The sequence below is a fragment of the Pseudomonas sp. M1 genome, from assembly GCF_022760135.1.
Classification (GTDB): domain Bacteria; phylum Pseudomonadota; class Gammaproteobacteria; order Pseudomonadales; family Pseudomonadaceae; genus Pseudomonas; species Pseudomonas citronellolis.
On record NZ_CP094343.1, the window covers coordinates 2419760 to 2445819 of the forward strand.

The window sequence follows — 26060 nt, forward strand, 5'->3', positions numbered from 1 at the left end:
CCGTTGGGCAGACGTTGATGTTCTGGTGTTAGCCGGCTTGTGCCGAGTTGCCGGCTGAAGCCATTACTTCTCTCGGCACGGACAAGCCCCCTCTCCCTTCAGGGAGAGGGCTGGGGAGAGGGCGCTCTTGGTCCTGGCACCGCAGCCACCGGCAAACCCCGTTCGCGAGCAAGCTCGCTCCTACGAAAAGCCAGAGCGCTACCTGCCCCCCATGATCGCGATGTAATCCTGCGTCCAGCGGCTATAGGGCACGTACTTCCCACCCTCCGCCTGCGGCGTCTTCCAGAAGGCGATGCGGTCGAACTGGTCGTAGCCGTTGGTGGCGCAGCCTTCGGCGCCGAGCAGCTGGCTGCCCTTGCAGCCGGCCGGTACCGCCGGCACCGAGCCGAACCAGGCGGCGACGTCGCCCTGCACCTTGGGCTCCAGCGACCAGTTCAGCCACTTGTAGGCGCAGTTCGGGTGCTTGGCGTCGACGTGCAGCATGGTGGTGTCGGCCCAGCCGGTGACGCCCTCGGCGGGGATGGTCGAGGCGATCGGCTGCTTCTCGCCCTGCAGGGCGTTGACCTGGTAGGGCCAGGAGCCGGAGGCGGCCACGCCTTCGTTCTTGAAGTCGCTCATCTGCACGGTCGCGTCGTGCCAGTAGCGGTGGATCAGCGCGTGCTGGGCGCGCAGCAGCTTGAGCACCGCGGCGTACTGCGCCTCGGTGAGCTGGTACGGGTCCTGGATGCCCAGGGACGGCTCGGTGGCCTTCAGGTAGAGCGCGGCGTCGGCGATGTAGATGGGCCCGTCGTAGGCCTGCACGCGGCCCTTGTTGCTCTTGCCGTCGGGCAGTTGCTGCTCCTTGAACACCACGCTCCAGCTTTCCGGCGCCTTGGGGAAGACCTTGGTGTTGTACATCAGCACGTTCGGGCCCCACTGGTAGGGCGTGCCGTAGTGCTTGCCGTCCACGGTGTGCCAGGGCGCGTCCTGCAGGCGCGGGTCGACGTTCTTCCAGTTGGGGATCAGGCTGACGTCGATCGGCTGCACGCGCTTGCCGTACACCAGGCGCAGCGAAGCGTCGCCCGAGGCGGTGACCAGGTCGTAGCCGCCCTTGGCCATCAGGCTGACCATTTCGTCGGAAGTGGCGGCGGTCTTCACGTTGACCTTGCAGCCGGTCTCCCTCTCGAAGGGCGTCACCCAGTCGTAGTTCTTGTCGCTCTCGCCGCGCTCGATGTAGCCGGGCCAGGCGATGATGTCGAGGGCGCCCTCGGGCGCGCCGAGCTGGGCGGCCTGCAGGGCGGCGCTGGCCAGGGCGCAGGCGCCGGCGAAGGCCAGGGGAGCGAGTTTCGGGGAAGGCATGGTCGGACTCCTGTTGGGGGTTCGGAGCCTCTGCGGTCGTACCGCACCGCGGGCGGGGCACCTGGGCGGACAGCATGTGTCATGGCGAAACGACATCTCTGGCAGCCTAGCCGCGCCCGGCGGGGGCTACAAGCGCAGGCTCACCATCCACGCATAAGCATAGGCGCAAGCGCGGCGGGCCGGTCGCCGCCGCTGGCCTAGACTGAAGCGGTTGGCGCCAAAAGGGGCGGCGCCGGCCCGCAGCCCGCGCCGGTTGCACCAAAGTGGCGCGTCCAGGCCGGGCTTGTTTTGCAAGCCATTGAAACCCAAGGCTTTGTTTCGATGGCACGGGGCTTGCGATGGCAAGGCTACTGGTGGCGACAAGGAGTTCGGCATGTCCCGCACTTTCTACGACGAGATGTATGACGCGAATGGCCAGTGCCGGGCGCACTACCGTGAATTCGCCCGCTGGCTGGCGGCGGCGGCGCCGGAAACCCTGGAGCAGCGCCGGCGCGAGGCCGACCTGCTGTTCCACCGCGCCGGCATCACCTTCACCCTCTATGGCGACGAGCAGGGCACCGAGCGCCTGATCCCCTTCGACACCATCCCGCGCAGCATTCCCATGAGCGAATGGCGCGTGGTGGAGCGCGGCTGCATCCAGCGGGTGCGCGCGCTGAACATGTTCCTCGCCGACCTCTACCACGGGCAGCGCATCATCAAGGCCGGGGTGGTCCCGGCGGAGCAGGTGCTGACCAACGAGGGCTACCAGATCGCCATGCAGGGCCTGGACCTGCACCGCGACCTCTACGCCCACATCGCCGGCGTCGACCTGGTGCGCGACGCCGACGGCAGCTACTACGTGCTGGAGGACAACCTGCGCACCCCCAGCGGCGTGAGCTACATGCTCGAAGACCGCAAGATGATGATGCGGCTGTTCCCCGAGCTGTTCGCCGCGCAGCGCATCGCGCCCATCGACCACTACCCGAACCTGCTGCTGGAGACCCTGCGCAGCTCCAGCCCGCTGGACAACCCCAGCGTGGTGGTGCTGACCCCCGGCCGCTTCAACAGCGCCTACTTCGAGCACGCCTTCCTCGCCCGCGAAATGGGCGTGGAACTGGTGGAGGGCGCCGACCTGTTCGTCCGCGACGAGCGCGTGTACATGCGCACCACCGCCGGCCCGCGTCCGGTGGACGTGATCTACCGGCGCCTGGACGACGCTTTCCTCGACCCGCTGGCCTTCAACCCCGAGTCGATGCTCGGCGTGCCCGGCCTGCTGGCGGCCTACCGCGCCGGCAACGTGGTGCTGGCCAACGCCATCGGCACCGGGGTGGCCGACGACAAGTCGATCTATCCCTACGTCGGCGACATGGTGCGCTTCTACCTGTCCGAGGAACCCATTCTGAAGAACGTGCCCACCTGGCAGTGCCGCAAGCCGGCCGACCTGTCCCACGTGCTGGCGCACCTGCCGCAGTTGGTGGTCAAGGAAACCCAGGGTTCCGGCGGCTACGGCATGCTCGTGGGGCCTGCGGCCAGCAGCCAGGAGATCGAGGCCTTCCGCGAGCGCATCAAGGCCCGCCCGCACGCCTACATCGCCCAGCCGACGCTGTGCCTGTCGACCTGCCCGACCTACGTCGACAGCGGCATCGCGCCGCGGCACATCGACCTGCGGCCGTTCGTGCTGTCCGGCCGCGAGACGCGCCTGGTGCCCGGCGGGCTGACCCGCGTGGCGCTGCGCGAGGGCTCGCTGGTGGTCAATTCGTCACAGGGTGGCGGTACCAAGGACACCTGGGTGGTGGAGGACTGACATGCTGAGCCGTACCGCAGCCGACCTGTACTGGATGTCCCGCTACCTGGAGCGCGCGGAGAACCTCGCGCGCATGCTCGACGTGAGCTATTCGCTGTCGCTGATGCCGGCGGACGACCGCGGCGGCGGCGCCGACGAACTGGCCATGCCGCTGTTGATCACCGGCACCATGGACGACTACCTGGAGCGCCACGGGAAGATGCAGCCCGAGCGCATGCTGCATTTCTTCGCCCTCGACGCCGACAACCCGGCGAGCATCTACCGCTGCCTGCAGGCCGCCCGCGGCAACGCCCACGCGGTGCGCGGGCGGATCACCGCGGACATCTGGGAGAACATCAACGCCACCTGGCTGGAGATGCGCAGCATCGCCCAGCAGGGCCTGGGCCGCTATGGCATCAGCCGCTTCTGCGAATGGGTCAAGGAGCGCTCGTACCTGTTCCGCGGCGCCACCTACGGCACCATCATGCGCGGCGAGGCCTCCAGCTTCATCCGCCTGGGCACCTTCATCGAACGCGCCGACAACACCCTGCGCTTGCTCGACGCCCGCTACGAACTGCTCGGCGAGGAGGCCGAGGAGGTCAGCGACACCTCGGCGCGCGGCTACTACCAGTGGAGCGCGCTGCTGCGCGCGCTGTCCTCCTTCGAAGCCTACAACGAGATCTACCGTGGCTCGCCCGATGCCCGCCAGGTGTCCGAACTGCTGCTTCTGCGTGCCGAGGTGCCGCGTTCCCTGCAAGCCTGCGTGGAGGAACTGGACGGCATCCTATCCACCTTGCCCGGCGACAACGGCCGCCCGGCGCAGCGCCTGGCCGCCGAATTGGCCGCGCGCCTGCGCTACACGGCGATCGACGAAATCCTCGGTGACGGCCTGCACGCCTGGCTCACCGATTTCATCCTGCTGATCCGCCAGCTGGCCCGGGCAATCCACAGTTCCTATCTGGAGGCCGTATGAAACTCGCCATCAGCCACGACACCACCTACCGCTACGACGACCCGGTGCGCGCCAGCATCCAGTACCTGCGCCTGACGCCCCAGGAAAGCGAGCGCCAGCACGTGCTCAGCTGGGAGCTCACGCTGCCGCGCCCGGCCCGCGCCCAGCGCGACCCCTACGGCAATGTGCTGCACGTGCTGAGCATCGACGAACCCCACGAGGCCGTGGTGATCCGCGCCCGCGGCCTGGTGGAGATCGACGAGAGCCGCGAGGCCGAGCACGACGACCAGTCGCCGTTGCCGTTCCTGCGCTTCACCCGCCTGACCACCCCGGACGACGCCCTGCGCACCTTCGCCCTGGCGCAGTGCGGCGAGGCCCGCGACCGCAACGCGCTGATCAGGCTGATGCACGCCCTGCACGCGCAGATGCCGTTCCAGCCGGGCGCCACCGGCGTCGAAAGCACCGCGGCCGAAGCCTTCGCCGGCGGCGCCGGGGTCTGCCAGGACCACACCCATGCCTTCCTCGCCTGCGCACGCAGCTTGGGCATCTCGGCGCGCTTCGTCTCCGGCTACCTGTACCGCGGCAGCGACCGGGACCTGGCCAGCCACGCCTGGGCCGAGGCCTGGCTGGACGACGCCTGGTACAGCTTCGACGTGACCAACGAACTGGCGCGCCCGGAGCGCCACCTGAAGCTGGCGGTGGGCCTGGACTACCTGGACGCCTGCCCGGTGCGCGGCATGCGCCGCGGCAGCGGCCTGGGCGAGCAGATGCACGCGCGGGTGGTGGTGGCGCCGCTGCTGCGCAGCCAGCAGTGAGGCCGGCGGGAGGCTGCCACGGGGTGGAAACCCGTGGTGGTCTAGTATTGCCGGGCAACCCCTGAAGAAGGCCATCCCATGACCTATTGCGTAGCCATGTGCCTGGACGAGGGCCTGGTGTTCGCCTCGGACTCGCGGACCAACGCCGGCATCGACCACATCGCCACCTTCCGCAAGCTGTTCACCTTCGGGGTGCCCGGCGAGCGCCTGATCGTGCTGCAGAGCGCCGGCAACCTGGCCACCTCGCAGTCGGTGGTGAACCTGCTGAAGCAGCGCCTGGACGACGCCAGCCAGGTGAACCTGCACAGCGTGCCGACGCTCTACGAAGCCACCGCGCTGGTGGCCGCCACCGTGCGCGAAGTGGTGGCCCGCGACGCCGCGCCCCTGGCCGGCAACACCGACCTGACCTGCTCCTTCCTGGTCGGCGGGCAGATCGCCGGCGGCCCGCCGGAGCTGTACAGCATCTACCCCCAGGGCAACTTCATCCAGGCCACCGAGGACACGCCCTTCCTGCAACTGGGCGAGAGCAAGTACGGCAAGCCGATCCTCGACCGCAACCTGGAATTCACCACCAGCCTGGCCGAGGGCCTGCGTTGCGCGCTGGTGTCCTTCGATTCGACTATTCGAAGCAACCTTTCGGTGGGCATGCCGCTGGACCTGCTGGTGTACCACCGCGACAGCCTGATCGTCCCGGCGGGCTACCGGGTGACGGAGGAGGATGCGTACTACGCGAGCATCCGCAAGCAGTGGTCGGCGGGGTTGCATGAGCTGCTGGCGGAGCTGCCGGCGCCGCCGGTGGAGTACAACATCTAGCGGAGGGTGTTGGGTTCAAGAGCGCCCTCTCCCCAACCCTCTCCCGCAAGCGGGAGAGGGGGCTGTCCTGAGCGGGGTTGGAGTCAGGCACCATCCTCCACCCTCGTCATTCCCGCGAACGCGGGAACCCAGTGACGGCCAGGTTCGCGAGCAAGCTCGCTCCTACGAAAAGCAAAAGCAAAAGCGCGTTTGCTCTTGGACTTCCAGAGAAACCTCCGAGCGCACCGAAACGCCCCTTCAGCAGGCCGAGCGAAACCGGCGCTCAGGAGGTCATGCGACATGGATGTCGCGAGAGCCCCGATGGGCTACAGGGACGTACCCTCGGGGCGGGCCTCCGTGGCGGGGGAGTTCGTGAGGGTAGCCCGACTCTGTCGGGCCCGTATGCGGGGCAAGCCTTTTTGGTTCCTTTTGTGGCGTTTGACAAAAGGGACTCGCCCGAGGGGGCGAAACAAGACGGTCGGGCAGACTCGGAGCGGCGCAGAAACACCCAAGCTAAGGCAGCTGGGTTCCCGCGTTCGCGGGAATGACGAGGGGGAGTGAGGAGTTTCAGGATGACTCCAGATTTTCCGCCTACTCAGGACAGCCCCCTCTCCCTTCAGGGAGAGGGCTGGGGAGAGGGCGCTCTTCCCCCCAACACCACAGCCCCCGGCAAACCCCATTCGCAAGCAAGCTCGCCCCCACAACACCCCTCACCGCTCCCGCAACGCCTCCCAGCGCGCCTTCAGCACCGGCTTGAGCAGATAATCCAGCACACTCTTCTCGCCCGTGATGATGTCCACCGTCGCCACCATCCCCGGAATGATCAGCAGCGGCTTGTTGTCCGGCCCCAGATGATTCTTGTCGGTGCGCACCTGGATCAGGTAGAAGGCGTTGCCCTTGTCGTCGGTGATGGTGTCCGCGCTGATCATCTCCAGCTTGGCCTTCAGGCCGCCGTAGATGGTGTAGTCGTAGGCGCTGAACTTCACCGTGGCCGGCTGGCCGGGGTGGAGGAAGGCCACGTCCTGCGGGCGGATCTTCGCTTCCACCAGCAGGTTGTCCTCCAGCGGGACGATTTCCACCATGTCGCTGCCCGGCTGCACCACGCCGCCGATGGTGTTGATCTTCAGCTGCTTGACGATGCCGCGCACCGGCGACACCACGGTGGTGCGGCTGACCTTGTCGTCGATGGCGCGGCTGGTGGCGGTGAGTTTGTTCAGCTCGGTGCGGGCCTCGTTGAGGTCCTTCAGGGCGTCGGTGCGGAAGCCCTGGCGCGACTCGTCGATCTTCCGCGCGATCTCCTGCATGGCCGCCTCGGCGCGGGGGATGGCCAGGGTGGTGGCGTTCAGCTCGCCGTTGATCTCCACCACGCTGCGGCGCAGGCGCAGCAGTTCCACCGGGGAGATGGCGCCGCTCTTGACCAGCGGCGTGGACATGTTCAGCTCCTGCTGCACCAGGCCGAGGCTGGAACGGTACTGCTGGGCCTTGGCGCGGAATTCCTGCAGCTCCTGGGTCTTCTGCCGCAGCTGTTCCTGGAGGATGCTCACCTCGCTGGCCTGGCGCGCCTGGCGGCTGTGGTAGAGCTGCAGCTGGTCGTCGACCACCTGCGGCGCGGTCTGCTTCAGGGTGTCGGAGAAGGCCGGCTCGCGGCCCTCGGCCTCGGCGCTCAGGCGTTCCACCCGGGCCTCCAGGGCGTTGCGGTCGGCCTCGGTCTCGCCCTTGTTGGAGGCGAAGCGGGTGTCGTCCAGGCGCAGCAGGGTCTGGCCCTTGTCCACCACCTGGCCTTCGTGGACGAAGATTTCCGAGACGATGCCGCCCTCCAGGTTCTGGATGGTCTGCACCTTGCTGGAGGGGATGGCCTTGCCTTCGCCCTTGGTGACTTCCTCCAGGTGCGCGTAGTGCGCCCAGGCCAGCGCGCAGACCAGCAGCGCGAGCACCGCCCAGAGGGTGATGCGCGCGGCCAGCGGCGAGTCCTCCAGCACCGTGCCCTGGACCTCGGGCATGAACTCGGTGTCGCTGCGGCCGCCGAGGTAGCCCGGCGTCGGTTGCATGCTGCTCATGGCTTCACCCCGCTGCCGGGCCGACGTGGCCCTTGCGCAATGCTTCGATCACCGCGTCCTTCGGCCCGTCGGCGACGATGCGCCCGGCGTCGAGGACGATCAGCCGATCGACCAGGGCGAGCATCGAGGTGCGGTGGGTGACCAGCAGCAGCGTCTTGTCCGCGCAGCACGCCTGCAGGCGCCGGCGCAGGGCTTCCTCGCTGCTGTTGTCCATGGCGCTGGTGGGCTCGTCGAGCACCAGGATCGGCGGGTCCAGCAGCAGCGCGCGGGCCATCAGCACGGCCTGGCGCTGGCCGCCGGAGAGCAGCTGGCCGCGCTCGCCCACCGGGCGGTCGAAGCCGGCCGGGTGCTGCCGGGCCAGTTCGCTGACGCCGGTCAGCTCGGCCACCTCCAGCATGCGCGCATCGCCGACGTAGCGCGCGCCCAGGGTCAGGTTGTCGCGCAGGCTGCCGGCCAGCAGCGGCAGGTCGTGGGCCACGTAGCCCACCTGCTGGCGCAGGTCGGCCACGTCGATCTGCCGCAGGTCCAGGCCGTCGAGCAGGATCTGCCCCTCGTCCGGCTGGTAGAAGCCCAGCAGCAGGCGCGCCAGGGTGCTCTTGCCCGAGCCGCTGCGGCCGATCAGCCCGACCTTCTCGCCGGGGGCCAGGCGCAGGCCGATCTGGCTCAGCGCCGCGGCGTTCTGCTCGGGGTAGCGGAATTCCACCTGGCGCATCTCCAGCGCGCCGTGCAGCTGGGTGCGCTCCAGCGGGCGCTGGCTGGCCTGGCGCTCCTGGGGCAGGGCCATGAGCGCGTCGGTGCTCTTCATGGTCAGGCGCGCCTGCTGGTGGCGGGTGATCAGCCCGGCGATCTGCCCCAGCGGCGCTAGCACCCGGCTGTTGAGCATGTAGCAGGCGACCAGGGCGCCGACGCTGAGCTGGCCGTCGAGGATGGCGTAGACGCCGCAGATGATCAGGGCCATGCCGGCGAACTGCTGGACGAACAGGGTGCCGTTGGTGGCCAGGGTGGCGAGGAAGCGGGCGTGGTTGTCCAGGCGGGTGAGGGCGCCGTGGGTGGCTTCCCAGCGGTACTGCCGCTCGCTCTCGGCGCCGCAGGCCTTGAGCGTTTCCAGGCCGCCGAGGGTCTCGATCAGCAGGGCCTGGCGCTCGGCGCCGAGGGTCAGGCTCTTCTGCACGGTGTCGCGCAGGCGCACCTGGATCAGGTAGGCGAAGCCGATGGTCAGCGGGAAGGCCAGCAGCGGCACCGCCACCAGAGCGCCGCCGAGCAGGCCGATGACCACGATCATCAGCAGCGAGAAGGGCAGGTCGATGAGGCTGGTGAGGGTCAGCGCGGTGAGGAATTCGCGCAGGCCCTGGAAGTCGTGGATGCTCTGGGCGAAGCCGCCGACCGTGGCCGGGCGGAACTTCATGGCCATGCCGGTGATGCGCTCGAACAGCGTGGCCGAGAGCACCACGTCGGTCTTCTTCCCAGCCATGTCCAGCAGGTGCGAGCGCAGCACCCGCAGCAGCAGCTCGAAGAGGGTGCCCAGCAGCAACCCGCTGGCCAGCACCCAGAGGGTGGAGATGGCCTGGTTGGGCACCACGCGGTCGTAGGTCTGCATGACGAACAGCGGCACCAGCATGCTCAGCAGGTTGATCAGCAGGCTCGCCACCAGGGCGTCGGTATAGAGCCAGCGCGACAGCTTTAGGGTGTCGCGGAACCAGGCCTCGACCCGCGGCACCAGCGGCTGGCGCGCCGCTTCCAGCTCGTGGCGCGGGCGGGCGAACAGGGCCAGGCCGCTGTACTGCGCGGCCAGTTCCTCGGTGCCCACCCACTGCTCGCCGCCCTCGGTCTCGCAGGGCAGGATCAGCGCCTGGCCGTCCGCGCCCCACTGGCGCAGCACCGCGCTGCGCCCGCCTTCGAGCAGCAGCAGTACCGGCAGGTTCAGCGCCGGTATGGCCTTCAGCTCGCGGCGCAGCAGGCGCCCCTGCAGCCCGGCGCGGGCCGCGGCGCGGGGCAGCAGCTCGGCGTTCAGGCGTTGCTGCGGCAACGGCAGGCCGGCGCTCAGGCTGGTGCGGCTGACCGAACAGCCGTGCAGGCGGCAGAGGATCAGCAGGCCGTCGAGCAGGGGGTCGTCGTGGCTCAGGCGGGGGTCGTCCGCTGCGGGGTTGCCGCGCTCCTGGATGATCATGGTCACGCTACTTCTCCCGGGCTTCTGCGAGCCCCGTGCGGCCGCCGCGCCCCGCAGGCGCCGCCGGCCGGACGGGGCCGGCGGCGGGCGCGGGGCGGGCAGGGCCTTATTTCATGTCGGGCAGGCGTGTCTCGGTCTTCACGTCGGACAGCGCCACGCCCTCATGGGGCGGCACGACGTTCTGCGAGCGCAGCAGGGCGCCCATGGCGGCCAGCACGCGGTAGCGCGAGTACTCCTCGGTGTAGCGCACCTGGGTGTAGCGGCGGTTGGCGGTGAACAGTTCGTTCTCGCTGTCCAGCAGGTCGAGCAGCGTGCGCTGGCCGAGGGTGAACTGCTGCTGGTAGGCCTCGCGGACCTTGCGCGTGTAGTCGGCGTATTCGCGCGCCGGGCCGGTCTGCTTGCTGGCGTTCTCCATGGCGTCCCAGGCCAGCGAGAGGTTCTCGTTGAGCAGGCGCAGGGCGTTGTCGCGGACGTCCTTGGCTTCGTCGATCTGGTGCGAAGTGGCGCCGAGGCGGTTCTTGTCGCGCATGCCGTTGAACAGGTTGTAGCGCATCACCACCTGGGCTTCCCAGTCGTTGTAGTGGCCCACTTCGCCGTCGACGTTGTTGTTCGCCGCCTTCGACAGTTCCAGGTCGAAGCGCGGGTAGAAGGGCGACTTGGCCGCCTCGTACTGCTTCTCGGCGGCGTTCACGTCGGCCTGGGCCGACTTGAGCAGCGGGTTGTTGCTCAGCACTTCCTGGCGCGCCTTGTTGATGTCGCTGGGCACCAGGGCCTTGACGGTGGAGGGCGTCTCCAGCTCGTCGGGCTGCTTGCCCACGGCGCTGTAGAAGTTGGCCTCGGCGTCGCGCAGGTCGACTTCCTCGGTGTAGAGGTTGTTCTGCGCCAGGGCCAGGCGCGCGGTGGCCTGGTCGTTGTCGGCGGTGCTGCCGACGCCCTGCTGGCTGCGCATGCGGATCTGGTCGCCGATGCGCTGGTGGGCCTGCAGGTTGTTGCGCGCCAGGCTCACCATCTCGCGGTGCTGCAGCACGTTGAGGTAGACCTCGACGGTGCGCAGCGCGGCGTTCTCCGAGGTGCCCAGCACGCGGAACGCCTTGGAATTGACGTTGGCCTCGTTGCGCGCCACCTCGTTGGGCGTGGCGAAGCCGTCGAACAGCATCTGCTGCAGGCGAATCTCGGCGTCGCCGCGGTTGAGCGTTTCCTTGTTGTGGTTGCCTTCCTGACGGGTAGAGGGGCTATCGACGCCTTCGCGGCCGTAACCCAGCAGTAGATCGACGGTGGGCAGGTAGCCGCCGCGGGCGATCTTCAGTTCCTGGTCTGCGGTCAGCCGGCTGTTCATGCTCTGGCTGATCTCCGGGTGATATTGCAGTGTGCTCTGTATGGCTTGGGTCAGGCTCATCGCGTTGGCTTGAGCGCAGGTGGCCGCCAGAAATACACCGCTCCATAGCGTCGCGTTACGACTGCGCATGGCGTTCTCCTGGTGTTCTCGACTTCGATGCTCTTGCAATTCGCCAAAAACTTGGCTTTTTTCTGATATCAAGCGTTTCACGCCTGTAACATCAGAGCTAAGAACAACTTTTCGCGAACCTCAGAAGAATTTTTCACATCCCATATTCAGAAAAAGTCTTATGACACCTGTGAAAAGCGGCACATTGTAAAACTCGCAAACCCTGATTTTTCTTGGCTATGGGGACGAATAGGGCTTGCACATACAGCCATGTACGTTTCAGGCGGCTAGGGCGGGCGTTTCCGCGAAGTACCGAAGCAAGCGTGGTCAAAAAAATGGCGGATTCATCCGCTGGCTTTTTGATGCCAAAGCGCCTTCAGGCTTCTACTTCCCTCTACGCATCACTGCGCGCCGGTGACGGCATGGCCAACTCGGAGGTCTTGGGTGCCGCCGGAGGCGGCGCCGGGCGGCAAGCGCAGAGTAAGCGCGGAGGATGCAGTCATGGCCAGCTTGGTAGGTATCGTCAGCAAGGCGGTGGGCGAGGTTTTCGCCGTGGCCGCGGATGGTTCGCGTCGCATCCTGCACCAGGGCGACAAGCTGTTCGTCGGCGAACAACTGGTGACCGGGCACGAAGGTGCCGTGGCCGTGGCGATCGCCGGTGGCGGCGAACTCACCCTGGGGCGCGACAGTTCGATGCCGATGAGCAATCAACTGGTCGCCGCCGCCCACCACCAGTACGCGGACAGCGCGCCGGCGCAGGCGCCGGTCGCGCCCAGCCAGCAGGACATCACCGACGTCAAGGCGCTGCAGGCGGCCATCGCCGCCGGGCAGGACCCGAGCCAGGTCGCCGAGGCCACCGCGGCCGGCCCGTCGTTCTCCGCCGGCGGCAACGCCAAGGCCGGTGGTGGGCACTCCTTCGTGCTGCTGACCGAGATCGGCGGCCACATCGATCCGGACATCGGCTTCCCCACCGGGCCCCTGGCCAGCGGCCCGCTGTTCCCGCGGCTGTTCGACGGCATACCCAGCCCCGAGCAGGCACAGGCGGCGCCGCTGACCCCGCCGGAACCGCCGACCCCGCCCGTCGACGGCGTGCCCAGCGCGGGCAACGCCAGCGCCGTGGTGGATGAGGACGGCCTGCCCGGCGGCATCCAGGGCAACGACGGCCTGCCCGGCGTCGGCGCCAGCGCTTCCGGCAGCCTCGGCTACGACTTCGGCGCCGACGGCCCCGGGACCTTCGCCTGGGGCACCAGCGGCCTGCCGGCGCTGACCTCCGGCGGCGTGGCCCTGAGCTACAGCGTGAGCCCCGACGGCCACGTGCTGACGGCCTCGGCCAATGGCCAGACGGTGTTCACCCTGACTCTCACCAACCTCGCCAACGGCACCTATGAACTGGTCCTGCAGCAGCCGCTGGACCACCCGCAGCACGGCGTCGAGGACGACATCGCCCTCAGCGTCCCCTACACCCTGACCGACGGCAACGGCACGTCCGCCGGCGGCAACCTGGCCATCCTCATCAACGACGACAGCCCCACCGCCTCCCTGGCCCAGGAGGGCGAGGCGCCGAGCCTGCTCAGCCATGACGAAGGCACCCGCGGCGGCGCTTCCGAGAGCGTCTCGGCGGACTTCGCCAGCGCCTTCAAGGCGACCCTGGCCTATGGCGCCGACGGCGCCGGCAGCGTGGCCTGGCACTACAGCCTGAACGTCACCAGCCAGGGCGAGGCCTCGGGCCTGAGCAGCGGTGGCCAGGGCATCCACCTCTACCTGATCGATGGCGTGGTGGTGGGCTCCACCGCCGCCAGCGCCGGCGCGGTCAGCAGCGCCAACACCGTCTTCTCGCTGGTGGTGGACGCCGCCAGCGGCAAGGTCACCCTGACCCAGTACGCCGCCATCGACCATGCGTTGCCGGGCGCCACCAGCGGCTTCGACAGCCAGCAGGTCACCCTCGGCAGCGACCTGGTGCAACTGCAGGGCAGCGTCACCATCACCGACCGTGACGGCGACCCGGCCAGCGCCAGCCAGAACCTGGACCTGGGCGGCCGGATCGGCTTCGCCGACGACGGCCCGAGCATCGGCATCGGCGCCAGCGGCGCGCAGCTGGGCAACCTGGTGACCCAGGATGCGGACACCATCGGCGGTAACTTCGACACCGCCACCACCAGCTTCGCCGCGGCCTTTGCCATCACTTCGCAGAACGCTGGCGCCGACGGCCCGGCCGCGGTGAGCTGGAGCTACGCGTTGAAACTGGACGTGGCCGAAGGCAGCCAGTCAGGCCTGAACAGTGCCGGACAGAAGATTTATCTGTACGAGCAGAATGGCCAGATCATCGGTAGCACTTCCAGCACCGAAGCCGGCATCGATTCCAGCAACACCATCTTCAACCTGAAGGTGGACGGCAGCGGCAACGTCACCCTGACGCAATACGCCGAGATCGATCATGCGCTGCCGGGTGCGACCAGTAACTATGCCGCGCAGCAGGCCTTCCTCGGCACCGGTCTGGTCAGCCTGGATGCCAGCGCGACCATCACCGACTACGACGGTGACAAGGCCTCGTCCAGCGCCAGCATCGACCTGGGCGGCAAGGTGGCCTTCGACGACGACGGCCCCTCCATCTGTATCGACCTCAGCGGTAAGGTTCCGGTGCTGCTGCACACCCAGGACGCCGACACCATCGGCAGCAACTTCGACAGCGCCACCACCAGCTTCGCCGCGGCCTTCGCCGTCACTTCGCAGAACGCTGGCGCCGACGGCCCGGCCGCGGTGAGCTGGAGCTATGCGTTGAAACTGGACGTGGCCGAAGGCACCCAGTCAGGCCTGAACAGTGCCGGACAGAAGATTTATCTCTACGAGCAGAACGGCCAGATCATCGGCAGCACCGCCAGCAGTGAAGGCGGCGTGAACGCCAGCAACACCATCTTCAGCCTCAAGGTGGATGGCAGCGGCAATGTCACCCTGACGCAGTTCGCCGAGATCGATCACGCGTTGCCGGGCGCGACCAGCAACTATGCGACCCAGCAGACCTCCCTCGGCACTGGCCTGGTGAGCCTGCAGGCCAGCGCCACCATCACCGACTACGATGGCGACAAGGCCAGCTCCACGGCCTCGCTCGACCTGGGCAACAAGGTCGCGTTCGACGATGACGGCCCTTCCATCTGCATCGACCTCAGCGGCAGCAAGCCCATCGTGCTGCTGACCCATGACGCGGACACCATCGGCTCGAACTTCGACACCGCCACCACCAGCTTCGCCGCGGCCTTTGCCATCACCTCGCAGAGCGCCGGCGCCGATACCCCGGCCGCAGTGAACTGGAGCTATGCGCTGAAGCTGGACGTGGCCGAAGGCACCCAATCGGGCCTGAACAGTGCGGGACAGAAGATCTACCTGTATGAGCAGAACGGTCAGATCATCGGCAGCACCTCGAACACCGAAGGCGGGGTGAATGCCAGCAACACCATCTTCAACCTGAAGGTGGATGGCAGCGGCAGTGTCACCCTGACGCAGTACGCCGAAATCGACCATGCGCTGCCGGGCGCCACCAGCAACTACGCCACCCAGCAGGCCCCCCTGGCCACCGGCCTGGTGAGCCTGCAGGCCACCGCGACCATCACCGACTACGACGGCGACAAGGCCAGCTCCACGGCCTCGCTGGACCTGGGCAACAAGGTGGCCTTCGCCGACGACGGCCCGTCCATCAGCGTCGGCCTGGGCAGCCAGTCCGCCGTCGTGCTGACCCAGGACGCCGACACCATAGGCGCCAACTCCGACACCGCCAGCGGCGACTTCACCGGCGCCTTCGTCATCACCTCGCAGAGCGCTGGCGCCGACGCCCCGGCCTCTGCGGTGAGCTGGAGCTACAGCCTCAAACTGCTGGCCGGGCAGGGCGCCGACAGCGGGCTGAGCAGCGGCAACGCGACCATCCACCTGTACGACGTCGGCGGCAAGATCGTCGGCAGCACCGCCACCAGCCTGCAGGGCGTGACCACGGCCAACACCGTGTTCGACCTGCGCCTGGACGGCAACAGCGGCAAGGTGATCCTCACCCAGTACTCGGCCATCCAGCACGACGGGCCGGGGGCTTCCGGCAACTACGACAGCCAGGTGGCCTGGCTGAAGACCGGGCTGGTCGGCCTGGAAGGCACCGCCAGCATCACTGACTACGACGGCGACAAGGCCAGCAGCAGCCAGACCCTCGACCTGGGCAACAAGATCGGCTTCGCCGACGACGGCCCCACCGCGGTGGACGACCACCCGGCATGCCTGCTGGTGCAGCCGCCGCCGGCGGTCAACCTGACGCTGGTGCTCGACGTCTCCGGCAGCATGCAGGGCAGCAAGCTGGCCCAGGCCAAGGCCGCGCTGATCAACATGCTGCACGAGTACGCGTCCATGGGCCTGCTGATCCAGGTCTCGCTGATCAGCTTCGCCACCTCGGCCAGCGCCGCCAGCCACTACAGCTTCGACGACGCCGGCGACAGCGGCTACACCAGCCTGGTGAACGCCATCAACGGCCTGCAGGCCGGCGGCAACACCAACTACGAGGCCGCCCTGAACCGCGCCCAGACCAGCATCAACGCCGACCTGAACGCGCCGGGGGCCGACCCCGCGGCGATCAACCGGGTGTACTTCATCTCCGATGGGCAGCCCACCACCGGTAGCACCAACGCTGCGCTGAACGCCTGGCAGAGCTTCCTCGCCGCGCACAACGGCAGCACCAACAACGTCGAGGCCTTCGCCGTCGGCGTCGGCACCTCCATCACCGACCAGGACCTGGTGCGGGTGGATAGCCACGGCACCCCGGTCATCGTCACCGACCCCAGCGACCTCAGCGCCACCCTGGTCAACCTCAGCCACCTCGACGCGGTCAGCGGCAACGTGCTGGCCAACGACCTGCCGGTCAGCGCCGACGGCACCGTGCGCATCACCCAGGTGAGCATCGGCGGCGAGACCTTCGCGGTGGACGCCAACGGCAACCTCACCAACCTCAACCCCAGCGCCAGCCATGCCACCGGCAGCTACAACGCCAGCAGCGGCCTGCTGACCATCAGCACCGACAACGGCACCCTGACGCTGTACCTGAAGGATGGCGGCGGCCACCACGCCGGCGACTACACCTACGCGGTCAAGGCCAGCGTGAGCTTCCCGGAAAGCGGGCAGATCAGCGAGTCGTTCCAGTACACCATCGTCGATGGCGACGGCGACACCGCCTCGGCCAACCTCGACATCTGCGTGAAATACGGCGCACCGATCCTGGTGGTGGGCAGCAATGCCAGCGACACCGACGGCTCGACGACGCCCCACGTCGTGCCCAGCCCGCTCGGGCCGGACCACGGCACCATCGCCGGCAGCTTCGGCAACGACGTGCTGATCGGCGACGTGGGCGGCGTTTCCGTCACCACCACGCCCGGCAAGAACTACAACATCGCGCTGATCATCGACACCTCCGGCAGCATGGCCGACGCCTCCGGGACCACTGGGCTCAGCCGCATGGCCCTGGCCAAGGCGGCGCTGATCAACCTGCTGAACCAGATCAAGGGCCACGACGGCACCATCAACCTGGCCCTAGTGTCCTTCGCCGACGGCTCGACGCTGACCCAGGTGCATGGTCTGAACAGCACCAACGTCGCCACCCTGATCAGCGCCATCAATAGCCTCGGCGCCGTGGGCGGGACCAACTACGAGGCGGCGCTGAAGTCCACCGTCGACTGGTTCAACGCCACGGTGGGCGGGGGCGCCAACGCCGCCCACGACTACATCAACCTGGCGTTCTTCCTCACCGACGGCAACCCGACCACCTACATCGGCGACAACAGCAACAGCGGCACCGTCACCAACTACCACGACATCAAGGACGCGCTGGACGTCGCCAACAACCTGCTCAACGGCGGCGGCCTGTTCAGCGGCAGCGACCATGTGTCGGTGAACGCCATCGGCATCGGCGACGGCATCAACAGCGGCATCCTGCAGTTCTTCGACAACACCAGCACCACGGGCACCGCCACCCTGCATTTCACCGGCAACACCCCGGACCTCACCGCCAACGTCGGCCAGCCGCAGATCATCAACACCGCCGAACAGCTGCAGACCGCGCTGCAGGAAGGCTTCAGCAACACCTCGCCGCAGGCGGTGGGCCACGACCACCTGGTGGGCGGCGACGGCAACGACATCCTCTTCGGCGACGTGATCAACACCGACGCCCTGAGCTGGACCGGGCACGCCGCCGGCACCCACAACGGCGCCGGCTACCAGGGCCTGGTGGACTACCTGACCGCCGCCAACGGCGGCGCCGCGCCGTCCCAGGGCCAGGTGACCAACTACATCGTCGCTCACGCCTATGAGCTCAACGTCGCCGGCGACACCCGAGGCGGCAACGACACCCTCGAAGGCGGCAAGGGCGACGACCTGCTGTTCGGCCAGGGCGGCAACGACACCCTGCTCGGCGGCGACGGCAACGACATCCTGTTCGGCGGCATGGGCGACGACACCCTTACCGGCGGCGCCGGCGCCGACCAGTTCGTCTGGCAGAAGGGCGAGGCCGGGCATGACGTGATCAAGGACTTCAACATAGGCGAGGGCGACTCGCTGAACCTGGCCGACCTGCTGCAGGGCGAGCACGCCACCGCCGATTCGCTGGCGCAGTACCTGACCTTCTCGGTCAACGCCACCACCTCGACCACCACCATATCGGTGAACCCCACCGGCGCGACAGGGGGCGCGACGACCCAGACCATCGACCTGGCCAACGTCGACCTGGTGGCCAAGTACACCGACCACCACGGCGGCGCCATCGTCTCCAGCGGCGACACCCACGCGGTGCTCAACGGCCTGCTGGCCGACCATGCGGTGAAGGTGGACACCGTCTGAGCGCGCCGCAAGGGCGCCTGCGACCGCCGCCCTTGGGCGGCGGTCGCGTATCCGCTGGGGGATGGCAGCGCATATCCGGGATGAATGATCGTCGCGCCCCGGCATTCGCTCGCCCTATGCTTGGCCGACTGCACCTCCCCAATCGAACAACAAGCAACGAGGTTTCCCATGCGTGAAGTGGTGATCGTCGACAGCGTCCGTACCGGCCTGGCCAAGTCGTTCCGCGGCAAGTTCAACATGACCCGGCCCGACGACATGGTGGCCCACTGCATCGACGCGCTGCTGGCGCGCAACGGCCTGGACCCGCTGCTGGTGGACGACTGCGTGGTCGGCGCCGGCTCCAACGAGGGCGCCCAGGGCCACAACATCGGCCGCAACGCCGCGGTGCTGTCGAAGCTGGGCATCCACGTCGCCGGCATGACCCTCAACCGCTACTGCTCCTCGGGCCTGCAGGCCATCGCCATCGCCGCCAACCAGGTGGCCTCCGGCTGCAGCGACATCCTGGTGGCCGGCGGCGTCGAGTCCATCACCCTGACGGCCAAGTCGCGCAACACCGACCACTTCGTCAACCCGCGCCTGGAAGCGGAATTCCCGGGGATCTACTACCCCATGGGGCAGACCGCCGAGATCGTCGCCCGTCGCTACAACGTCACCCGCGAGGAACAGGACCTCTACGCCCTGCAGAGCCAGCAGCGCACCGCCCGCGCCCAGGCCGAGGGCCTGTTCGACGACGAAATCGTGCCGATGAACGTGCGCTACGCCGTGGAAGACAAGGCCACCGGCGAGAAGAAGGTGGTCGAAGGCGTGGTCGACCGCGACGACTGCAACCGTCCGGACACCACCCTCGAAGGCCTCAACTCGCTGAAGCCGGTGTTCGCCGAAGACGGCTCGGTGACCGCCGGCAACGCCTCGCAACTCTCCGATGGCGCCTCCATGACCCTGGTGATGAGCCTGGACAAGGCCCTGGAACTGGGCCTCAAGCCCAAGGCCTTCTTCCGCGGCTTCACCGTGGCCGGTTGCGAGCCGGACGAGATGGGCATCGGCCCGGTGTTCTCGGTGCCCAAGCTGCTCAAGGCCCGCGGCCTGCAGATCGACGACATCGACCTGTGGGAGCTCAACGAAGCCTTCGCCTCGCAGTGCCTGTACGCGCGCAACCGCCTGGGCATCGACAACGAGAAGTACAACGTCAACGGCGGCTCCATCTCCATCGGCCACCCCTTCGGCATGACCGGCTCGCGCCAGGTCGGCCACCTGGTGCGCGAACTGCAGCGGCGCAACCTGCGCTACGGCATCGTGACCATGTGCGTGGGCGGCGGCATGGGCGCCACCGGCCTGTTCGAAGCGCTCCGCTGAGTCTGACGGCCGTCCCCACGCAGGAGGGCCGATAGCGAAGCCCCGGCAGCGATGCCGGGGCTTTTTTCGTTGGAGGGGCTTTTCGTAGGAGCGAGGGGGCACCTAGCTCGCGAATGGTGTTCTGCCGGCCAGGTTTGGCGTGCGTCTTGAAGAGCGCCCTCTCCCTAACCCTCTCCCTGAAGGGAGAGGGGACCGTTCGGTGTGCTTGGATGCTCTGGAGTCAGCCGGCCACGACGGTGGTTTCCAGCTGAACCATCCTTCCCCACTAGCACGGACAAGCCCCCTCTCCCTTCAGGGAGAGGGCTGGGGAGAGGGAAGGGAGGTCACCTGATGTGCCAGTGCATCAGGGAAACTCCCATTCGCGAGCAAGCTCGCTCCTACAGAAAAGCCCACCCCGGCACCATCAAAGAAAAACCCCGGCACCAGGCCGGGGTTCAACACCTACTGCGCCACCCGCGCATACAACCCGGCGGCCTGCTGCATCCGGCTGATGTACTGCATCACTTCGCGTTCCGCATCGAAGCGGGTGAAGAACGGCCCTTCCAGCGTGCCTTCGCGGGTCGAGAAGAAATACTGGCCATTGACCGCGCTGATCCGGTCGCTCCGATAGTGGGTGCCCGGCTCGCCGTCAGTCACTCGTTTACCGAACATGAAAATACCTCCCACACCTTGCGGGTTAATGATTTCAGTGTAGTCAGGCCGGGCGGCGGCGGGGCGCAGGCGACGAATGGACGGCGGTGGGGGCCCTGGCGGCTATGCTCAATGGCCAGTGGCGCGAGGCCAGGCGGCTGCATGTCTTTTTGGTTATAAGAAAATCAAAATATATTCTTTTTAATGCAATCCGGCCTTGTGCATAGTGAACCCCACACGAACCAGGAGCCCAACCCATGAGTCTGCGTCTTGGCGACATCGCCCCCGACTTCGAACAGGAATCCAGCGAAGGCCGCATCCGTTTCCACGAATGGCTCGGCGACAGCTGGGGCATTCTCTTCTCCCATCCGGCGGACTTCACCCCGGTGTGCACCACCGAGCTGGGCCTGACCGCCAAGCTCAAGGACGACTTCGCCCAGCGCGGCGTCAAGGTGATCGCGCTGTCGGTGGACCCGGTGGAGTCCCACGTGAAGTGGATCGACGACATCAACGAAACCCAGAACACCGTGGTCAACTTCCCGATCATCGCCGACGCCGACCGCAAGGTCTCCGAGCTGTACGACCTGATCCACCCGAACGCCAACGACACCCTGACCGTGCGTTCGCTGTTCGTCATCGACCCGAACAAGAAGGTGCGCCTGACCATCACCTACCCGGCCAGCACCGGGCGCAACTTCAACGAGATCCTGCGGGTGGTGGACTCGCTGCAACTGACCGACAACCACAAGGTCGCCACGCCCGGCAACTGGCAGGACGGCGACGAGGTGGTCATCGTGCCCTCGCTGAAAGACGAGGACGAGATTCGCCAGCGTTTCCCCAAAGGCTACCGCGCGGTCAAGCCGTACCTGCGCCTGACCCCGCAGCCCAACCGCTGATTTTCCCGCGGCTGCCCCGCGCAGCCGCGCCGTTGTTCCAAACCACGAGTAGGGTATTCGGCCGGTTCGTCCGGCCGCCTTTTTTTCCGTTCCCGCCCGGCTTCGCGCCGCGCTTTGTTTTCCCGCTCTGACTTGCCCGCCACACGGGGAGAAGACGTCAGCCACGTTGCCAAGGAGATCGACCATGGGTCCGTCCACCTGGCGCCGCAGCCTGACCGCCGCTCTCCTGGCGTGTCTGCCGTTCGGCGCCTTCACTGCCACCGCCTCCGCACAAACGCCAAGGGAAGTCCGCCTGGACTATGCCTACTACGCGCCCACCAGCCTGGTGCTCAGGCACTTCGGCTGGCTGGAAGACGCGCTCAAGCCCCAGGGCACCGAGGTGCGCTGGGTGTTCAGCCAGGGCAGCAACCGCTCGCTGGAATACCTCAACGCCGGCAGCACCGACTTCGCTTCCACCGCGGGGCTGGCCGCGGTGCTCAGCCGCGCCAACGGCAGCCCGCTGAAGACCGTGTACATCGCCTCGCGCCCGGAATGGACCGCGCTGGTGGTGCCCAAGGACTCGCCGCTGAAATCCCTGGCCGACCTCAAGGGCCACAAGGTGGCCGCCACCAAGGGCACCGACCCCTACCTGTTCCTGCTGCGCAGCCTGCAGAGCGTCGGCCTGGGCAAGGGCGACGTGGAGATCGTCCACCTGCAGCACCCCGACGGCCGCACCGCGCTGGAGCGCGGCCAGGTGGACGCCTGGGCCGGGCTCGACCCGCACATGGCGGCCAGCGAGCTGCAGGCCGGCTCGCGGCTGCTGTACCGCAACGTGAACTTCAACAGCTACGGCGTGCTCAGCGTCACCGAGCGTTTCGCCAACGAGCAGCCGCAGCTGATCAAGCAGGTCATCGGCGCCTACGAGCGGGCCCGCCACTGGGCCATCGAGCATCCGGAGGAGACCGCCAGGCTGCTGGCCGAGGAGGCCAAGCTGCCGCTGGAAGTGGCCAGGCTGCAGCTCTCGCGCACCGACTTCAGCCAGCCGCTGCCCGGCGCCGAGCAGGTCGCCGCGCTCAAGGCCGCCGCGCCCATCCTGGTGGATGAGCAACTGGTACGCCCCGGCACCGACGTGGCCAAGGTGGTGGACCAGTTGATCGACCCGCAACTGGCCGGCGAAGTCATCGGCAAGCAGCCCCTGGCCAGGGCGGAATGAACCATGGGCGTGCCGAGCCGGCCCCTCGACCTGGGCCGTAGCCGCCGCCTGGCCCTGTCGTTGCGGCCGCGCCCGCTGCGCTGGCGGGCCTGGGTGCTGCCGCTGCTGCTGTGCGCCGCGCTGGAGCTCGCGGTGCGCGCCGGCTGGCTGGCGGAGAACCAGATGCCGGCGCCCAGCAGCGTCGCGCTCACCCTCTGGCAACTGGGCCATGGCGAGCTGTGGCAGCACATCGGCGCCAGCCTGGCGCGGGTGGCCAGCGGCTTCGCCATCGGCTCCTTCGCCGCCTTGGTGATCGGCACCTGGGTGGGCCTCAGCCAGCGCGCCGAGGCCTACCTGGAGCCGAGCTTCCAGGCGCTGCGGGCCATCCCCAGCCTGGCCTGGGTACCCTTGCTGCTGCTCTGGCTGGGCATCGACGAGACGCCCAAGGTGGTGCTCATCGCCCTCGGCGCCTTTTTCCCGGTGTACCTGGCGCTGGTCGGCGGCGTGCGCGGGGTGGACCGCAAGTGGGTGGAGCTGGGCCGGCTGTACCACCTGTCCACCTTCACCCTGGCGCGGCGCATCCTCCTGCCGGCGGCGCTGCCGAGCCTGTTCACCGGGCTGCGCGGCGCCCTCAGCCTGAGCTGGATGTTCCTCGTCGCCGCCGAACTGATCGCCGCCACCCGCGGCCTGGGCTACCTGCTCAGCGACGGCCGCGAGACCTCGCGGCCGGACATCGTCATCGCCGCCATCCTGGTCCTGGCCGTGCTCGGCAAGCTCAGCGACGGCTTGCTCAAGGCCGTGGAACGCCGCGCCCTGGCCTGGCGCGACAGCTTCGAAGGCCTGGAGGGCAAGGCATGAGCGCGCTGCTGGAACTCAACAACATCCGCAAGAGCTTCGACGGCCTGCGCGTGCTCGACGACGTCAGCCTGGCGCTGGCGCCGGGGGAGGTGGTCAGCCTGCTGGGCCCCAGCGGCTGCGGCAAGAGCACCCTGCTGCGCATCGCCGCCGGCCTGGACGCCGACTTCGCCGGGCAGCTGCAGCGCAACCCGCTGCTGGGCTTCGGCCCGGACGGCGAGAGCGGCCGCGGCGGCGGCATCGGCGTGGTGTTCCAGGAGCCGCGCCTGCTGCCCTGGCTGACGGTGGCGCAGAACGTCGGCTTCGCCGACGGCTGGCTGGCCGACGACCAGCGCATCGCCCGGCTGCTGCGCGACGTCGGCCTGGAAGGCAAGGGCGGCCTGCTGCCCAAGCAGCTCTCCGGCGGCATGGCCCAGCGCGCGGCCATCGCCCGCGGGCTCTACGGCCGCCCGCAGGTGCTGCTGCTGGACGAGCCCTTCAGCGCGGTGGACGCCTTCACCCGCCTGCGCCTGCAGGACCTGATCCAGCAACTGGCCCTGGAATACGACATCAGCATCCTGCTGGTCACCCACGACCTCGACGAGGCCTTCTACCTGGGCGACCGCGTGCTGCTCCTGGGCGGCGCCCCGAGCCGCCTGCGCCGAGAGTTCCCGGTGCCCCTGCAACGCCCGCGCGACCGCCGCGCGGTGGAGCTGGCGTACCTGCGGGGAGAGGCGTTGACGGAGTTGCAGCATTCCCATGTGATCTAGATGCCGCGCTGTTCGTAGGAGCGAACTTGCTCGCGAATTGGCGTTTGCTGGTGGCGTAGGTGCTGGGTTCAAGAGCGCCCTCTCCCCAGCCCTCTCCCTGAAGGGAGAGGGGGCTTGTCCGTGCCGAGAAAGGATTTGGTGTCAGCCGGGGCTCGGTGCAAGCCGGCTAACACAGAAACACCAGCGCACTCCGAACGGTCCCCTCTCCCTTCAGGGAGAGGGTTAGGGAGAGGGAGCGGAGTCCCCCCAGAACACCGCTGCCACAAGTAACTCCCGTTCGCGAACAAGCTCGCTCCTACAGTCTTTATCCAAGTTATAAGCAAATGAATAAATAACATTTATTGGAATATCAAAACCCCTGTTAAGGTCTATGCACGTTGGTTAGCGAGCCGGCTTCAAGCCGGCTCTTTCAGTTATAAGGAAGCGTGCAATGTATGTGGTGACCCTCGCCGGCAGTCCGAGCCAGCGCTCCCGTTCCGCGGTCCTGCTGGACGTTGCCCGCCGGTGGCTGCATGAGCGTGGGGTGGAGGTGCGCTCCTACCAGGTGCGCGACTTCGCCGCCGAGGACCTGCTGCATGCCCGCTTCGACAGCCCCCAGGTGCTGGAGCTGCTGGAGCAGGTGGCGCGGGCCGACGGCCTGGTGATCGCCACCCCGGTGTACAAGGCCTCCATCGCCGGCGCCCTCAAGGTGCTGCTGGACCTGCTGCCCGAGCGCGCCCTGAGCCACAAGGTGGTGCTGCCCCTGGCCACCGGCGGCAGCAGCGCCCACATGCTCGCCGTGGACTACGCGCTCAAGCCGGTGCTGGCGGCGCTGAAGGCCCAGGAGATGCTCCACGGCGTGTTCGCCGAGGATTCGCAGATCGCCTATGCCACGGCCGATGCGCCGGCGCAGCTGGAGCCGGCCCTGGAGCGGCGCCTGCTGGAGTCCCTGGAACAGTTCCACGGCGCCCTGGCGCGGCGGCCCCGGCCCATCGACCCGAACCTGCTCAGCGAGCGCCTGCTCAAGGCACGCTGGAGTATTTGAAAGAAGCGGCTGCAGGCTGCAAGCGGCAAGCTGCAAGAAAAAGCGTGGAGCGCTACCGAGCCTCGAATAGGCAGGTGCGTGACTGCCAGACGACAAGAAATCAGGCCCTCAGCATTCCGCCAACGGGAGCGCAGGTCCGGCGAGCACACAACGACAAAGGAGCATGCAATGCGCAACCTCACTTTGCGTGGTGGACTGGCGGCCCTGCTGATCGCGGCCCTGGCCCACGGCGCCCAAGCCGAAGAACGACCCGGTACCCTGCGTATCGGCTACCAGAAGTATGGCACCCTGGTGCTGCTCAAGGCCCGCGGCACGCTGGAGAAGCGCCTGGCCGAGCAGGGCATCAAGGTGCAGTGGACGGAGTTCCCCGGCGGCCCGCAACTGCTGGAAGGGCTGAACGTCGGCAGCATCGACTTCGGCGTCACCGGCGAGACGCCGCCGGTGTTCGCCCAGGCCGCCGGCGCCGACCTGGTCTACGTCGCCAACGAGCCGCCGGCGCCCACCAGCGAGGCCATCCTGCTGCCGAAGGACTCGCCGATCAAATCCGTCGCCGAGCTCAAGGGCAGGAAGGTCGCCCTGAACAAGGGCTCCAACGTGCACTACCTGCTGGTGCGCGCCCTGGAGGAGAACGGCCTGAAGTACAGCGACATCCAGCCGGTGTACCTGCCGCCGGCCGACGCCCGCGCCGCCTTCGAGCGCGGCGCCGTCGACGCCTGGGTGATCTGGGACCCGTACCAGGCCGCCGCCGAGAAGCAGCTGCACGCCCGCACCCTGGTCGACGCCCGCGGCCTGGCCGACAACCACCAGTTCTACCTGGCCACCCGCACCTACGCCAAGGCGCACCCGCAGGTGCTGACCACCCTGGTGGAAGAAGTGCGCTCGGTGGGCGAGTGGTCGCAGAAGAACCCCGAGCAGGTCACCGAACAGGTCGCCCCGCTGCTCGGCCTGCCCGCCGACATCACCCTCACCGCGGTCAAGCGCCAGGGCTACGGCGCGCAGTTCATCACCCCCGAGGTGGTGGCCAAGCAGCAGAAGATCGCCGACGCCTTCACCCAGCTGAAGCTGATTCCCAAGGCGCTGAGCATCAAGGACGTGGTCTGGACGCCGCCGGCGGACAGCAAGGCCAAGGTGGCCCAGGCGCAGTAAGCGTTCATTGGGTTCCCGCGCACGCGGGAACCCAGCGACTTCACCCGATTCCGA

At 67.9% G+C, this 26060-nt stretch carries 17 protein-coding genes; 12 read left to right on the plus strand and 5 right to left on the minus strand.

Going from position 1 to position 26060, the window contains the following annotated elements; translation table 11 throughout:
• Positions 1-198: 198 nt before the first annotated feature.
• On the minus strand, positions 199-1338 hold the full coding sequence (ydcS, locus tag PM1_RS10950; protein ID WP_009618781.1) for a putative ABC transporter substrate-binding protein YdcS: 1140 nt from the start codon (positions 1336-1338) through the stop codon (positions 199-201).
• Between the two features lie 373 nt (positions 1339-1711).
• Between ydcS and PM1_RS10955 the strand changes: the two genes are divergently transcribed.
• From PM1_RS10955 to PM1_RS10970, 4 genes are all read left to right on the plus strand, one after another.
• On the plus strand, positions 1712-3121 hold the full coding sequence (locus PM1_RS10955) for a circularly permuted type 2 ATP-grasp protein (protein ID WP_009618783.1): 1410 nt from the start codon (positions 1712-1714) through the stop codon (positions 3119-3121).
• A gap of 1 nt (position 3122) precedes the next feature.
• Entirely contained in the window at positions 3123-4073 is a 951-nt protein-coding gene (locus PM1_RS10960; RefSeq protein WP_009618784.1) for an alpha-E domain-containing protein, read from the plus strand.
• The gene (locus tag PM1_RS10965; protein ID WP_009618785.1) at positions 4070-4867 is read left to right on the plus strand and encodes a transglutaminase family protein; all 798 of its coding nucleotides are present in this window, start codon (positions 4070-4072) and stop codon (positions 4865-4867) included. The genes PM1_RS10960 and PM1_RS10965 overlap by 4 nt, the downstream gene beginning before the upstream one ends.
• Positions 4868-4945: 78 nt before the next feature.
• Positions 4946-5680, plus strand: a complete 735-nt coding sequence (locus PM1_RS10970) for a proteasome-type protease (RefSeq protein ID WP_009618786.1) — start codon at positions 4946-4948, stop codon at positions 5678-5680.
• A gap of 689 nt (positions 5681-6369) precedes the next feature.
• Here the strand turns inward: PM1_RS10970 and PM1_RS10975 are convergent.
• The 3 genes from PM1_RS10975 to PM1_RS10985 all read right to left on the minus strand — a co-directional run bounded on the left by PM1_RS10975 (position 6370) and on the right by PM1_RS10985 (position 11279).
• A complete protein-coding gene (locus PM1_RS10975; protein WP_009618787.1) occupies positions 6370-7716 on the minus strand; it encodes an HlyD family type I secretion periplasmic adaptor subunit in 1347 nt (448 codons plus the stop codon).
• Between the two features lie 4 nt (positions 7717-7720).
• Positions 7721-9883 carry a type I secretion system permease/ATPase gene (locus PM1_RS10980; RefSeq protein WP_009618788.1) on the minus strand — a complete coding sequence of 721 codons (2163 nt, stop codon included), beginning with the start codon at positions 9881-9883 and terminating at the stop codon, positions 7721-7723.
• Between the two features lie 106 nt (positions 9884-9989).
• Positions 9990-11279 (minus strand): TolC family outer membrane protein, encoded by a 1290-nt coding sequence (locus PM1_RS10985; protein ID WP_446731348.1) that lies wholly within the window; start codon positions 11277-11279, stop codon positions 9990-9992.
• A gap of 549 nt (positions 11280-11828) precedes the next feature.
• Between PM1_RS10985 and PM1_RS10990 the strand changes: the two genes are divergently transcribed.
• A complete protein-coding gene (locus PM1_RS10990) occupies positions 11829-18182 on the plus strand; it encodes a retention module-containing protein (RefSeq protein ID WP_024128636.1) in 6354 nt (2117 codons plus the stop codon).
• A 168-nt stretch (positions 18183-18350) separates the two neighbouring features.
• The gene (locus PM1_RS10995; RefSeq protein WP_009618792.1) at positions 18351-19535 is read left to right on the plus strand and encodes a thiolase family protein; all 1185 of its coding nucleotides are present in this window, start codon (positions 18351-18353) and stop codon (positions 19533-19535) included.
• A 441-nt stretch (positions 19536-19976) separates the two neighbouring features.
• Here PM1_RS10995 and PM1_RS11000 read toward each other — a convergent pair whose 3' ends face one another.
• The gene (locus PM1_RS11000) at positions 19977-20186 is read right to left on the minus strand and encodes a DUF6316 family protein (RefSeq protein WP_009618794.1); all 210 of its coding nucleotides are present in this window, start codon (positions 20184-20186) and stop codon (positions 19977-19979) included.
• A 236-nt stretch (positions 20187-20422) separates the two neighbouring features.
• On the opposite strand from PM1_RS11000, the gene PM1_RS11005 reads away from it, so the two are divergent.
• The 6 genes from PM1_RS11005 (at position 20423) to PM1_RS11030 (ending at position 26006) form a co-directional block, all read left to right on the plus strand.
• Positions 20423-21061, plus strand: coding sequence for a peroxiredoxin (locus PM1_RS11005; RefSeq protein WP_009618796.1), 639 nt, complete (start codon positions 20423-20425; stop codon positions 21059-21061).
• Positions 21062-21245: 184 nt separating this feature from the next.
• Positions 21246-22253, plus strand: coding sequence for an aliphatic sulfonate ABC transporter substrate-binding protein (locus tag PM1_RS11010; protein WP_009618798.1), 1008 nt, complete (start codon positions 21246-21248; stop codon positions 22251-22253).
• A gap of 3 nt (positions 22254-22256) precedes the next feature.
• A complete protein-coding gene (locus PM1_RS11015; protein WP_009618800.1) occupies positions 22257-23090 on the plus strand; it encodes an ABC transporter permease in 834 nt (277 codons plus the stop codon).
• A complete protein-coding gene (locus tag PM1_RS11020; protein WP_009618802.1) occupies positions 23087-23836 on the plus strand; it encodes an ABC transporter ATP-binding protein in 750 nt (249 codons plus the stop codon). Before PM1_RS11015 ends, PM1_RS11020 begins: the two co-directional genes overlap by 4 nt.
• A 430-nt stretch (positions 23837-24266) precedes the next feature.
• Positions 24267-24860: an NADPH-dependent FMN reductase gene (gene ssuE, locus PM1_RS11025; protein WP_009618803.1), complete on the plus strand. Its 594-nt coding sequence runs from the start codon at positions 24267-24269 to the stop codon at positions 24858-24860.
• A gap of 168 nt (positions 24861-25028) precedes the next feature.
• Complete coding sequence (locus PM1_RS11030; protein WP_009618805.1) at positions 25029-26006, plus strand: sulfonate ABC transporter substrate-binding protein; 978 nt, start codon at positions 25029-25031, stop codon at positions 26004-26006.
• Positions 26007-26060 lie beyond the last annotated feature (54 nt).

What these genes read in the sequence shown, in the direction of transcription:
- PM1_RS10985 (WP_446731348.1), bottom strand. Translation starts at nt 11,279, where the DNA reads ATGAGCCTGACCCAAGCCATACAGAGCACACTGCAATATCACCCGGAG.
- PM1_RS10960 (WP_009618784.1), top strand. Translation starts at nt 3,123, where the DNA reads ATGCTGAGCCGTACCGCAGCCGACCTGTACTGGATGTCCCGCTACCTG.
- PM1_RS11000 (WP_009618794.1), bottom strand. Translation starts at nt 20,186, where the DNA reads ATGTTCGGTAAACGAGTGACTGACGGCGAGCCGGGCACCCACTATCGG.
- PM1_RS11005 (WP_009618796.1), top strand. Translation starts at nt 20,423, where the DNA reads ATGAGTCTGCGTCTTGGCGACATCGCCCCCGACTTCGAACAGGAATCC.
- PM1_RS11030 (WP_009618805.1), top strand. Translation starts at nt 25,029, where the DNA reads ATGCGCAACCTCACTTTGCGTGGTGGACTGGCGGCCCTGCTGATCGCG.
- PM1_RS11020 (WP_009618802.1), top strand. Translation starts at nt 23,087, where the DNA reads ATGAGCGCGCTGCTGGAACTCAACAACATCCGCAAGAGCTTCGACGGC.
- PM1_RS10995 (WP_009618792.1), top strand. Translation starts at nt 18,351, where the DNA reads ATGCGTGAAGTGGTGATCGTCGACAGCGTCCGTACCGGCCTGGCCAAG.
- PM1_RS10980 (WP_009618788.1), bottom strand. Translation starts at nt 9,883, where the DNA reads ATGATCATCCAGGAGCGCGGCAACCCCGCAGCGGACGACCCCCGCCTG.
- ydcS (WP_009618781.1), bottom strand. Translation starts at nt 1,338, where the DNA reads ATGCCTTCCCCGAAACTCGCTCCCCTGGCCTTCGCCGGCGCCTGCGCC.
- PM1_RS10970 (WP_009618786.1), top strand. Translation starts at nt 4,946, where the DNA reads ATGACCTATTGCGTAGCCATGTGCCTGGACGAGGGCCTGGTGTTCGCC.
- ssuE (WP_009618803.1), top strand. Translation starts at nt 24,267, where the DNA reads ATGTATGTGGTGACCCTCGCCGGCAGTCCGAGCCAGCGCTCCCGTTCC.
- PM1_RS10965 (WP_009618785.1), top strand. Translation starts at nt 4,070, where the DNA reads ATGAAACTCGCCATCAGCCACGACACCACCTACCGCTACGACGACCCG.
- PM1_RS10990 (WP_024128636.1), top strand. Translation starts at nt 11,829, where the DNA reads ATGGCCAGCTTGGTAGGTATCGTCAGCAAGGCGGTGGGCGAGGTTTTC.
- PM1_RS10975 (WP_009618787.1), bottom strand. Translation starts at nt 7,716, where the DNA reads ATGAGCAGCATGCAACCGACGCCGGGCTACCTCGGCGGCCGCAGCGAC.
- PM1_RS11015 (WP_009618800.1), top strand. Translation starts at nt 22,257, where the DNA reads ATGGGCGTGCCGAGCCGGCCCCTCGACCTGGGCCGTAGCCGCCGCCTG.
- PM1_RS11010 (WP_009618798.1), top strand. Translation starts at nt 21,246, where the DNA reads ATGGGTCCGTCCACCTGGCGCCGCAGCCTGACCGCCGCTCTCCTGGCG.
- PM1_RS10955 (WP_009618783.1), top strand. Translation starts at nt 1,712, where the DNA reads ATGTCCCGCACTTTCTACGACGAGATGTATGACGCGAATGGCCAGTGC.